This is a genomic window from Hydrogenophaga sp. SNF1, assembly GCF_034421675.1.
GTDB lineage: Bacteria > Pseudomonadota > Gammaproteobacteria > Burkholderiales > Burkholderiaceae_C > Hydrogenophaga > Hydrogenophaga borbori.
The window spans coordinates 3720387-3732008 of sequence record NZ_CP139793.1 but is presented as its reverse complement, the minus strand read 5'-3'; the positions used below and the strand labels follow the sequence as shown (position 1 = coordinate 3732008).

General features: G+C 70.2%; 9 protein-coding genes. 3 read left to right on the top strand and 6 right to left on the bottom strand.

Going from position 1 to position 11622, the window contains the following annotated elements:
• Nucleotides 1-14: 14 nt before the first annotated feature.
• Entirely contained in the window at nt 15-2573 is a 2559-nt protein-coding gene (mgtA, locus tag SOM08_RS17895) for a magnesium-translocating P-type ATPase (protein ID WP_322469422.1), read from the bottom strand.
• Nucleotides 2574-2898: 325 nt separating this feature from the next.
• Here mgtA and SOM08_RS17890 point away from each other — a divergent pair, with 325 nt between their 5' ends.
• Entirely contained in the window at nt 2899-3138 is a 240-nt protein-coding gene (locus tag SOM08_RS17890; RefSeq protein WP_116960726.1) for a hypothetical protein, read from the top strand.
• Between the two features lie 12 nt (nt 3139-3150).
• On the opposite strand, the gene SOM08_RS17885 is transcribed toward SOM08_RS17890, so the two are convergent.
• On the bottom strand, nt 3151-4128 hold the full coding sequence (locus tag SOM08_RS17885) for a Bug family tripartite tricarboxylate transporter substrate binding protein (RefSeq protein WP_116960725.1): 978 nt from the start codon (nt 4126-4128) through the stop codon (nt 3151-3153).
• Between the two features lie 146 nt (nt 4129-4274).
• Between SOM08_RS17885 and SOM08_RS17880 the strand changes: the two genes are divergently transcribed.
• Nucleotides 4275-5255 (top strand): amidohydrolase family protein, encoded by a 981-nt coding sequence (locus SOM08_RS17880; protein ID WP_070397199.1) that lies wholly within the window; start codon nt 4275-4277, stop codon nt 5253-5255.
• Here the strand turns inward: SOM08_RS17880 and SOM08_RS17875 are convergent.
• The gene (locus tag SOM08_RS17875; RefSeq protein ID WP_116960815.1) at nt 5236-5640 is read right to left on the bottom strand and encodes a DUF2784 domain-containing protein; all 405 of its coding nucleotides are present in this window, start codon (nt 5638-5640) and stop codon (nt 5236-5238) included. The two genes, SOM08_RS17880 and SOM08_RS17875, sit on opposite strands and share 20 nt — an antisense overlap.
• Nucleotides 5641-5753: 113 nt before the next feature.
• On the opposite strand from SOM08_RS17875, the gene SOM08_RS17870 reads away from it, so the two are divergent.
• The gene (locus tag SOM08_RS17870; RefSeq protein ID WP_322469421.1) at nt 5754-7151 is read left to right on the top strand and encodes a HAMP domain-containing sensor histidine kinase; all 1398 of its coding nucleotides are present in this window, start codon (nt 5754-5756) and stop codon (nt 7149-7151) included.
• 107 nt (nt 7152-7258) lie between these two features.
• Here SOM08_RS17870 and SOM08_RS17865 read toward each other — a convergent pair whose 3' ends face one another.
• The 3 genes from SOM08_RS17865 to SOM08_RS17855 all read right to left on the bottom strand — a co-directional run bounded on the left by SOM08_RS17865 (nt 7259) and on the right by SOM08_RS17855 (nt 11601).
• Nucleotides 7259-8434 carry an ABC transporter substrate-binding protein gene (locus tag SOM08_RS17865; protein WP_116960723.1) on the bottom strand — a complete coding sequence of 392 codons (1176 nt, stop codon included), beginning with the start codon at nt 8432-8434 and terminating at the stop codon, nt 7259-7261.
• Between the two features lie 108 nt (nt 8435-8542).
• Complete coding sequence (locus SOM08_RS17860; RefSeq protein ID WP_116960722.1) at nt 8543-9706, bottom strand: ABC transporter substrate-binding protein; 1164 nt, start codon at nt 9704-9706, stop codon at nt 8543-8545.
• Nucleotides 9707-9744: 38 nt separating this feature from the next.
• Complete coding sequence (locus SOM08_RS17855; RefSeq protein WP_116960721.1) at nt 9745-11601, bottom strand: AMP-dependent synthetase/ligase; 1857 nt, start codon at nt 11599-11601, stop codon at nt 9745-9747.
• Between the last annotated feature and the right edge of the window lie 21 nt (nt 11602-11622).

The window sequence follows — 11622 nt, the reverse complement described above, 5'->3', positions numbered from 1 at the left end:
CGGCACGCCGGGCCTCAGCGCGTCCAGCGCTTGGCCGCTTCGATGGCCGCCGCGTAGCCCAGCACCAGCGCCAGCACCACGGCGGTGGCCGCCCAGCCCAGTGGCACGAAGCCCAGCAGCGCGGCCGCAGGACCGCTGTAGGGCAGGGCCAGGGCCAGCGCGGCCATCGCGATCAGTGCGCCCGACAGCAGTTCGCCCGGGCGGCTGCGCCACACCGGGCCCTGCGTGCGCAGCACCAGCACCGCGGCGAGTTCGGTCAGCAGCGACACCTGGAACCAGGCCGTGCGGAACACCGCTTCGTCGGCGCGCAGCACCCACAGCAGCCAGGCGAAGCAGAGCAGGTCGAACAGCGAGCTGATCAGGCCAAAGCCCATCATGAAGCGCCGCAGGCCGCGCAGGTCCCAGCGCAGCGGTCGCCCCAGCACCCCGGCGTCCACGCGGTCCGTGGACAGGGCCATAGAGGGCAGGTCCGACAGGAAGTTGTTCAGCAGGATCTGGGTGGGCGTGAGCGGCAGGAAGGGCAGGAAGGGCGCCGCGATGGCCATGCTGACCATGTTGCCGAAGTTCGCGCTGATGCTCAGCGCGATGTACTTGAGCGTGTTGGCGAAGGTGCGCCGGCCTTCCTCCACGCCGCGGCACAGCACGTCGAGGTCGGGCTTGAGCAGCACCACGTCGGCGCTTTCGCGCGCCACGTCGACCGCCTGGTCCACCGACAGGCCGACGTCGGCCGCCAGCAGAGCGGGCGCGTCGTTGATGCCGTCGCCCAGGTAGCCGACGGCGTGCCGCGTGCGCTGCAGCGCGCGCACGATGCGCTCCTTCTGCGAGGGATCGACCTCGACGAACAGGTCGGTGCGCGGCGCGTGGTGCCACAGCGCTTCGTCGCGCATGGCGGCGATCTCCGCGCCGGTGAGCAAGGCCGAGGGGTCCAGGCCCACCTGCCGGGCCACATGCGCGGCGACGTGGCGGCTGTCGCCGGTGACCATCTTCACGCGCACCTTGTGCGCGCGCAGCGCGCGCACAGCCTTCGCCGCGCCGGGCTTGGGCGGGTCGGTGAAGGCCAGGAAGCCTTCCAGGCACAGGCCGGCTTCGTCGGCCAGCCCCACCCGGTCGGCCCGCACCGCGCGGGTGGCCACCGCCAGCACGCGCAGCCCCTGGCCGCCGAGTTCGCGCATGTGGTCGTCGATGCGGGTGCGCCGGGCCGCGTCCAGCGGGGCCTCGCCGCCGGCCTGGCGCACGCGATCGCACACCGCCAGGGTCTGTGGCACCGCGCCCTTGGTCACCAGCAGGCGTTCGCCTTCGGCGCCGCGCTGCGCCACGATGGTGAGGCGCTTGCGCACGAAGTCGTAGGGAATTTCGTCCACCTTGCGCCAGCCCTCGAGCGTCAGGCCCGCGCGCTCGCCCGCGGCCACCAGGGCCTGGTCCAGGGGGTTCTCGATGCCGCTCTCGAAGGCCGCGTTCAGGTGCGCCCAGCGCAGCACGCCGGCGTCGGGTCGGCCGTCGGCGTCCACCGCGGCGTCCAGCGTCATCACGCCCTGCGTGAGGGTGCCGGTCTTGTCGGTGCACAGCACGTTCATGCCGCCCAGGTCTTCGATGGCCTCGAGCCGGCGCACCAGCACACCCTGGGCGGCCATGGCCCGCGTGGCGCGCGCCAGCATCACGCTGACGATGGCGGGCAGCAGCTCGGGCGACAGGCCCACCGCCAGCGCCACGGAGAACATCAGCGAATCGATCAGGGGGCGGCCCAGCCACTGGTTGACCACCAGCACCGCCAGCACCACCGCCAGCATCAGGCGCAGCAGCATGTCGCCGAAGCGGCGCACGCCCTGCGCGAAACGGGTTTGCGGCGGGCGTTGCTTCAGCTCGGCCGCGAGTTCGCCGAACACCGTGGCCGCGCCGGTGCGGGTGATCAGCACGGTGGCGGTGCCGCTGCGCACCGAGCTGCCCAGGAACACGCTGTTGCTGCGCTCGCGCAGCGGCGCGTCGGCCGCCACGGGGCCGGGGCGTTTTTCCACCGGGAAGGACTCGCCCGTCAGGCTGGCCTCGGTGACGAGGAAGTCGCGCGTCTGCAGCACCACGCCGTCGGCCGGCACCAGCTTGCCCGCGCTCAGCTCGATCAGGTCGCCCGGCACCAGTTCGCGCGCGGGCAGCGGGCGCCAGGCGCCATCGCGCCGCACGCGCGCGTTGAGCGCCAGCCGCTGGCGCAGGCGCGACACCGCGTCCGAGGCCCGCCACTCCTGCCACCAGCCGAGGCCCGCGCTGCACAGCACGATGGCGAGAATGGTGGTGGCTTCGGCCCAGCTCTTGAGCGCGGCTGACACCAGGGCGCCCGCGACGAGGATGAGCACCAGCGGGCTGGCGAACTGGCGCAGCACCAAGCGCCACGCCGTGGCGGCGGCCTGCTCGGCCACGGCGTTGGGGCCGTGCCGCTGCAGGCGGGCCAGGGCCTCGGCCTGGCCCAGGCCCTGGGGGCCGCTGGCGTGGCGGGCCAGCAGTTCGGCCTCGGGCAGGCTCCAGTCGGGGGCGCCGGCGTCCGGCGCGCGCGCGGGGGGGGCGGGGTGTCGGGGGGTGTCCATGCGGCGCGCGCGCCACGGCCAGGGTGGAGCGGGCCCAGCGATGGTGGCGTGGCCGGGCATTGGGCACCTTGCGCTGGCTCAAGCCGGGGCCGCGCGGCCCCGGCCAGACGGCCGATGGTGGAAACCAGGGTGAGCGATCCACCACTCATGGCCGTTCTCCGGTGCCCGCCAGGGCGCCCGCTGCCCCTGCCACCGCATGACCGCTTCAGCCGCCCGCCGCGTTGCTCCCGCCCCGTCCTCGACGACACGCTCCGTGCCGGCGCCGGCGCCGGCGCGCGCCGCCCGGCCTGTCCCGCCCGACGCCTCGACGAAGGAGGACAAGGCCTTGTTCATGAAGCCCGGCGTGAGCCGGCCGCCAAGCCAGGACGATGCCCAGGCCCGCCTGCGGATGGGCATCACCGATTTCTTCAGCCGCCTGCTGACGGCCCGTCTGGCCGAGGACCCCGATGCCCGCGTCGCGGCCGAGCTGCTGCGGCGCGGGGCGCGGTCGGCGCAGGCCGAGGCGCGGCGCCAGGCGCGCCAACAACGGACGCGGCGCCTCAGCCAGTACGGGCGCCAGCCCTGAGCGGGTAGCGCCTCACTCCGGCTTGAAGCCCGAGGCCTTGACCGGCGCTTCCCAGCGCTTGAGGTGCTCCACCACCATGGCGCCCGTCTCGGCCGGCCCGGCGTGGCTGGGCACCAGGCCGTAGCCGCGGATCTTCTCCTGGATGCCCGGGTCCGCCAGCGCCACCGCGACGGCCTTGCTGATGCGGTCCGCCGCCTGCGGGTTCATGCCGGCCGGGCCGAAGTAGGCGAAGAAGGCGTCCGCCGCCAGCGGGATGCCTTGCTCTTTCAGCGTGGGCACCTCGGGCAGCGCGGCCGAGCGCTGTTCGCCCGTCACGGCCAGGATGCGCAGGCGGCCCGCGCGGTGGTGTTCGATGGTCTCGGACGCCGTGTCCACCATCAGCGGAATCTGCCCGCCCAGCAGGTCCTGCGCGGCCGGCGCGCCGCCGCGGTAGGCCACGTGCGTCAGGGGAATGCCCGTGGCCTGGCCGATGAGCAGGCCCGCGAAGTGCGGCACCGTGCCGGCGCCGGAGGTGCCGTAGCTCGCCTTGGCGGGGTTGGCCTTCATCCAGTCGAGCACGTCTTTCAGCTTGCCCTGCGGCGCGCCCGGGCCGGCCGTCACGGCGAAGTCGAACACCGTGGCGCGCGCGATGGGGCTGAAGTCCTTGATGGGGTCGTAGCCCACGTTGGGGTACAGGTAGGGCGAGATCACCAGCGCCCCGCTGGGCGCCAGGATGATGGTGTTGCCGTCCGGCGCGATGCGCCGCAGCTCGCCCAGCGCCAGCCGCCCGCCCGCGCCGGGCTTGTTCTCCACGATCACGTTCTGGTTGAGCGTGCCCCGCATCTTCTCGGCCACGATGCGCGCCACCGTGTCCACCGATCCCCCGGGTGGAAAGCCCACCCACACGCGCAGCGTGCCGCTGTCTTGCGCCTGGGCCAGGCCCGGCAGGCCCAGTTGGGCGGCGGCCAGCAGGCCAGCGCCCGCCAGGGCATGGAAGTGTCGGCGTTGCATGCGTGTCTCCTCGTTGTATGGAGCACCGATTCTGGGAGGGCGCACCCGATGGACGCATGCGTGTTTTCCCGAAAAGGTATGCTTGCTAACGGTCCCGCGCGACGGCGTGGGCGCGCGACAAACAAGGACAACACCGGAGACATCACATGCCCGTCATCGACGTTCACACGCACATGTACACGCCTGCCTGGCTGGAGCTGCTCAAGGCCAAGGGCGGGGCCTACAACATCCAGCGCCGCCCCGACGGGCAGGACGAGATCTTCCGCGGCGACACGCCGGTGGCCATTCCGCAGCCCGGGCACTTCGACTACGCGCTGCGCATCCGGCAGATGGACGCGGCGGGCATCGACATCTCCATCGTCTCGCTGACCTGCCCCAACGTGTACTGGGGCGACGAGGCCACCAGCCGCCAGGCGGCGGTGGAGTCGAACGACGCCATGGCGCGCGCCCAGGCGCAGTACCCGGACCGCATCCGCTGGTTCACCTCGCTGCCCTGGGAATACCCCGAGCGCGCCGTGCAGGAGCTGGAGCGCTCCTGCGCCAACGGCGCGGTGGGCGTGATGGTGCTGGCCAACATCTCGGGCCGCAGCCTCACCGACCCATTCTTCGAGCCCGTGTGGGCCGCCATCGACCGGCGCGGCCTGCCGGTGCTGGTGCACCCCACCGACCCGCCGGGCGTGGACCTGATGGACATGACGAAGTACGACCTGAGCTGGTCCGTGGGCTTCATGTTCGACACCACGCTGGCCTTCACGCGCATGATCTTCGACGGCTTCTTCGACCGTTTCCCGAACATGAAGCTCATCGCCTCGCACGGCGGCGGCACGCTGCCCTACCTGGTGGGCCGCTTCGAGAAGGGCGACGAGGTGGAGATCCCCCAGCGCCGGCGCATGCAGCGCAAGCCGACCGACTACCTGCGCCACATTTACTACGACAGCATCACCTACGACCCGCGCTCGCTGCAGTACCTGGTGTCCATCGTGGGCGCCTCGCAGGTCATGCTGGGCACCGACTGGCCGCACCAGGTGCACGACGTGAAGGGCGCGCTGGGCAAGATCGACACCCTGGCGGCCGACCAGCGCGAGGCGGTGCGCGGGGGCAACGCGCTCAGGGTGTTCGGCCTCTGAGCGGCCGCACCCACCACCACGCCAGCCCCACCAAGGCCGCGAAGGCCGTGTAGGCGGCCACGAACACCCACCACGGCGCGTCCCAGTAGAGCAGCCGCGAGAGCCAGTACCCGATGAAGCTCTCGCGGTGACCGGTCTCGCCGGCCGATCGCCGCAGGTCCTGTTCCCAGACGGTGAGGGGGCACAGCCGGCCCAGCCAGGCCTGGGCCGCGATGAAGAGCATCAGCCCCAGGTGCGCCGCGCGCAGGCCGGCGTGGCGCACCCAGCGCCAGCCCAGGGCGCCGCCCAGCAGCACCAGGGGCAGCAGGCCCACCACGAACAGCACCACCCCCAGGTGCAGCGCGAGCAGGGCGTCGGCGAGCCGGAGGGCGGTGTCGGGGGACATGCCGGGCATTGTGCGATGCACCGGCGGCCGCTCGCGCCGCCCGTTCGGTGACAACCCGCTGGCGGATATGTATCCGTCTGTCACACTCGCGGCGTTGCGGTTTCGGAGCGAGCATGGGCTGGCTTTCACTCTTTGGCGACCTGCGGTTCATGACCGGGGCGATGGTCGCCTTGCTGGGTGTGATCTTCATCGCCTACGCCAACCGGGCCTCTTGGCCCTACGTGCGCTGGCTGGCGGGCTCGGCCGTGCTGTTCGGTCTCGCGCAGCTCGGCTTTCGGGTGGCCCAGCTGCATTTCGGCGTGCGGGCCGAGGGCATCGGCGGCCCGGCCGCCGCGGTGGTGGTGTTCGCGCTGACCGCCCTGCTGGTGGGGCTGCACACCTACCTCACGCCCGGCGCCCGCCACCAGGGGTGGCGTTTTGCCTGGCTGAGTGCGCTCGGCCTGGTCTGGGTGGTGGCGCTGGTGAGGGCGCTGGGCGACAACCCCTTCCGCGGTCCGCTGGCCTCGTCGGGGGTGCTCGTCGCGGCCTCGCTGTGGCTGCTGTGGCGCTGGTGGCACGACCGCTGGAGCGGGCAGTTCGCGCTGGCGGCGGCGCTGCTGGTGCAGCCGCTGCTGCTGTTGCTGGCCATCCGCGTGGGCCTGGACGTGCGCACGTTTCGGGAGATCACGCCGCTGCCCATCGTGCTGGTGTACTTCTTCGTGCTGACGCTGATCCTGCAACGCGACGCGCGCCGGCTGGCGAGCGAGCTGCGCCGCAGCGAACAGGCCGAGGCCGCGATGCAGCGCCTGGCCGACGGCCTGGACCGCACGGTGCACGAGCGCACGGCCCAGCTGGAGGCGATCAACCAGGGCCTGCGCGCCTTCTCGGGCATGGTCTCGCACGACCTTCGCGGCCCGCTGCGCAACATCCACGGCCTGAGCGAGATGGCGCGCGAGGCCATCGAAGAAGGCCAGCCGGCCCAGGCCCTGCCCCTGGTGCGCAAGCTGGGCCATGAGTCCCTGCGCGCCAGCCGCATGGTGAGCGACCTGCTGGACCTGGCGCGCGTGGAGCAGCAGGCGCTGCAGAAGGCGCAGGTGGACTTCGGCGAGCTGGTGCGCGAATGCGTGGAGCAGCTGGCCATGGAATACCCGAGCGCGCGCCACGCGGTGCGCGTGGGGCCGCTGCCCGTGGTGGTGGTGGACCGCGGGCTGATGGCGCATGTGGTGACCAACCTGGTGGGCAACGCGCTCAAGTACGGGCAGGGCCGGCCCGGGCTGGCGGTGGACGTGGGCGCGCAGCGCGAGGACCAGGCCTGGCGTTTCGCCGTCAGCGACAACGGCCCGGGGTTCGACGAGGCGCGCGCCAGCGAGCTGTTCAAGCCTTTCAGCCGCCTGGCCGGCGAGGCGGTGCCCGGCACCGGCCTGGGCCTGACGGTGGTGCGCCGCGTGGTGCAGCAGCACGGTGGCGAAGTGGGCGCCTGCGGCCGGGTGGGCGAGGGCGCGCGCTTCTGGTGGACGCTGCCCGCCGCCTGAGCGCAGCCCCGGCAAAAAAAAGCCACCGGGGCTTGCGACACCGGCGGCTGCCGCGCATGGCCCGTCGAGCGGGCGGCGCGAATGCTCAGGAAACCGTCAGGCGGACCTCACTTGCCGGTGGTGGTGTTGATGTACTCCGTGACCACCTTCCAGCGGTTGTTGTCCAGCATCGAGATGCGGGTGGCGTTGCTGCCCAGGCGCTTGGTGGGGCTGAAGGTCTGCTCGGCGCTGCCGAAGATGTCGGGCGGAATGGTCATGGTGTCCATGGCCTTGATGAAGCTGTCGGTGCTGAGGTTGGGGCCGGCCTTGGTGGCGGCGCGGATGAAGGCGTCGATGGCCAGGTACCCGTAGACGGAGAACACCGTGGGCTCCTCATTGAACTTGGTCTGGTACTTGTTGGCCCAGAAGCGGATGGGCTGCGAGGCGGCATCCAGATAGGGGTGCTGCACCGTCATGGTGGCGTACAGGCCGTTCATGGCCGGGCCGCCGAGCTTGTGGATGAGGTCGGTGTAGGCCGCGCTGGAGCCGATGAAGGTGGGGTTGAAGCCCAGGCGCTTGGCGGTGGCGATGGCGCCGATGGTCTCGCGGATGATGGTGCCCAGCACCACCATGTCGCACTGCTCCGAGGCCAGCTTCTGCATCTGCGAGGCGAAGTCGGTGGCGCCGCGCTTGTAGGTGGTTTCCGCCGCGAGCGACATGCCGTTGGCCTTGAGGCCGTCTTCCGCGCCGCGCTTGACCTCCAGGCCGAACTCGTCGTCCTGGTACATGGTGCAGACCTTCTTGGCGTTCTTCTCCTTGGCCAGCTTGGGCACCGCGACGCGCATCTGGTCGTAGTAGGTGGCGGCAAAGCTGTACTTGAGCTTGTGGAAGGGCTCGTACATCTCGCGCGCGGCCGTCACGGGGAAGAAGTTGATGACGTTCTTCTGGAACTGCACCGGCATGGCGGCCATGTTCTGCGCCGTGCCGATGTGGCCCACCATGGCGAAGATCTTGTCCTGGTTGACCAGCTTCTGCGCCGCGAGCACGGCGTTGCGCGGGTCGTACTTGGAGTCCTCGACGATGAGCTTGATCTTGCGGCCGTTGACGCCGCCCTGCTCGTTGGCCTCGTCCACCCGCAGCATCATGCCCAGGCGCACCTGCTTGCCGAAGCCGGCGATGGGACCGGAGAGGTCCTGGATGGAGCCGAGAACGATCTCGTTCTTGCTCACGCCCTGTGATTGCGCCATGGCGGCGCCGGTGCTCAGCGCGATGGCCGCGCCGATCAGACTCAGTGTCGTTTTCATCGCTGTCGTCTCCGGTGGGTTGTCGTTTCTGCGGGGATGATGGGGTCTTTGACCGGGGCGGTGATGCGGAAAAACCCTTCCCGCCGCACCGGCCCGAGGCGAGCGCACTCAGTTGTTCACATAGTCCGAGACCACCTTCCAGCGGCCGTCCTGGATCTGCGACAGGCGCATCGCCATGCTGCCGTAGCGCCGCTGCGGGCTGAAGCTGAGCGGCGGCGAGCCGAAGATGTCGGTCGGCACGCTCAGGCTGTCCATGGTCTTGACGAAGCTGTCGGTGTTGAGGTTGGCGCCGGCCTTGCCCGCGGCGCGGGCGAAGATATCGATGGCGTTGTAGCCATAGACCGAGAAGACGTTGGGGTCCTCGTTGAACTTGGTCTTGTACTTGTTGGCCCAGAAGCGGATGGGCTGGGAGGCCTCGTCCAGGTAGGGGTGCTGGGTCGTCATGGTGGCGTACAGGCCGTTCATGGCCGGGCCGCCGAGCTTGTGGATGAGGTCGGTGTAGGCCGCCTGCGAGCCGAAGAAGGTGGGGTTGTAGTCCAGCTTGCGCGCCGTGGCGATGGTGCCGATGGTCTCGCGGATGATGGTGCCGAGCACGATGAAGTCGCAATTGGCGGACTTCATCTTCGCCACCTGCGAGGAAAAGTCGGTGGCACCGCGCTTGAACGAGGTCTTCTCGACCATCTGCAGATTGACCGCCTTGAGACCTTCTTCCGCGCCGCGCAGCACCTCCAGGCCGAACTCGTCGTCCTGGTAGATGGCGCAGACCGCCTTGGGCTTCTTCTCCTGCACCATGCGGGGCAGGAAGGTGCGCATCTGCTCGTAGTACGGGCCGATGTTGGCGAACTTAAGCCGGTGGAAGGGCTCATACATCTCGCGCGCGGCCGTCACGGGCAGGAAGTTGATGACGTTCTTCTGGAACTGCACCGGCATGGCGGCCATGTTCTGCGCCGTGCCGATGTGGGCCACCATGGCGAAGATCTTGTCCTGGTTGACCAGCTTCTGCGCCGCGAGCACGGCGTTGCGCGGGTCGTACTTGGAGTCCTCGACGAGCAGCCGGATCTTGCGGCCGTTGATGCCGCCCTGCTCGTTGATCTCGTCCACCCGCAGCACCATGCCCAGCCGCACGGACTTGCCGAAGCCGGCCAGCGGGCCGGAGAGGTCCTGGATGGAGCCGAGGACGATCTCGTCCTTGCTCACGCCCTGCGACTGGGCCAGGGCGGCGCTGGCCGACAGCGCCAGCGCGAAAGCGGTCAGGGTGTAGCGGGTCTTCACGGCGCGGGTCTCCTCGGGTGGTGCCGCGCGGGGCGGCGTCAGTGGTACATGGCCTCGATCTGCTCGGCGTACTTCTTCTGCACGAGCTTGCGTTTGAGCTTCATGGTCGGCGTGAGCTCTTCGTCCTCGGCGGTGAGCTGGGTGTCGAGCAGCCAGAACTTCTTGATCTGCTCGACGCGCGCGAACTTGCGGTTGGTGGCGTCGATGAGACCCTGGATGAGCTGCTGCACCTCGGCCGTGCGCGTGAGGCTGGCGTAGTTGGAGAAGGGCACGTCGTTGTCCTGCGCGAACTTCTCGACGTTCTCCTGGTCGATCATGATGATCACCGTGAGGTAGGGGCGCTGGTCGCCGATGACGACCGCGTCGGTGACGTAGGGCGAGAACTTCAGTTCGTTCTCGATCTCGCTGGGCGTGATGTTCTTGCCGCCGGCCGTGATGATGATGTCCTTCATGCGGTCGGTGATGCGGAAGAAGCCTTCCTCGTCCACCACGCCCACGTCGCCGGTGTGCAGCCAGCCCTCGGCGTCGATGGCCTCGGCGGTTTTCTCGGGCAGGTTGAGGTAGCCCATGAAGACGTTGGGCCCGCGCACCAGGATCTCGCCGGTGGTGGCGTCGAGCCGGACCTCGTTGTACTGCGCCGCCGGGCCGATGCTGCCGGGCTTGATGCGTTGCGCCGGCACGCCGGTGGAGGCGCCGCAGGTCTCCGTCATGCCCCAGACCTCGAGCATGGGCACGCCCAGCGCGAGGTACCAGCGCACCAGGTCGGGCGAGATGGGCGCCGCGCCCGTGACGAGGAAGCGCGAGCGGTGGATGCCGATGAGCTTGCGCACGTTGTCGAGCACCAGCAGGCGCGCGAGCCGGAAGCGCAGCTTGAGGCCGCCTGGCACGGCCTCGCCCTTGAGCACGTGATCGGCCACGCGCTGGCCGACGCCGATGGCCCAGGCGTAGGCGGCCTGCTGCAGTCGGCTCGCTTCCTTCAGGGCGATCATCACGCCGGAGTAGAACTTCTCCCACACGCGCGGCACCGCGGTGAAGACCGTGGGCGCGATCTCGCGCACGTTCTCGGGCACGGTCTCGGGGTTCTCGACGAAGTTCAGACGCGCGCCCGTGTAGAGCGAGAAGTACTCGCCGCCCATGCGCTCGGCGATGTGGCACAGCGGCAGGAAGCACATGCACTCGTCGCTGTCGTAGCGCGGCAGGATGGCGTTGTAGCCGCGCACGGTGTAGACGAGGCCCTTGTGCGAGTGCATGGCGCCCTTGGGCTTGCCCGTGGTGCCCGAGGTGTAGACCAGGATGGCGAGGTCGTCCGGACCCACGCTGGCCACGCGCTGTTCCAGCATCTGCGGGTGCTGCGCCAGGTCTTCGCGGCCCAGGGCGCGCAGGGCGTCCAGGCTGATCACCTGCTCGTCGTGGAAGTCGCGCAGGCCTTCCATGTCGACCACCACGATCTTGCGCAGCAGCGGCAGCTGGGCGCGCACGGCCAGGGCCTTGTCGAGCTGCTCCTCGTCCTCCACGAACAGCACGGTGGTGCGCGAGTCCTCGCACAGGTAGTGCACCTGCTCGGGCGCGTCCGTGGGGTAGATGCCGTTGGCCACGCCGCCCGCGCTCAGCACGGCCAGGTCGGCCAGCACCCACTCGATGGTGGTGTTGGACAGGATGGACGCGGTTTCCCTGGGCGCGAAGCCCAGGGCCATGAGGCCGTGGGCGATCTCGCGCACGGCCTGGCCGGTCTGCGTCCAGGTCCAGCTGCGCCACAGGCCCAGGTCCTTCTGGCGCATCCACACGTTCGGGCCGCGCGCGCGCACGGCGTTCCAGAACATGGCGGGAATGGTGTCGCCGTCCAGCACGCTTGCCGTCTGGGGCTGGATGTGGGAGAGGTCCCAGAGGTAGCTCATGTCGTGTCCCCTTCGTCGCCG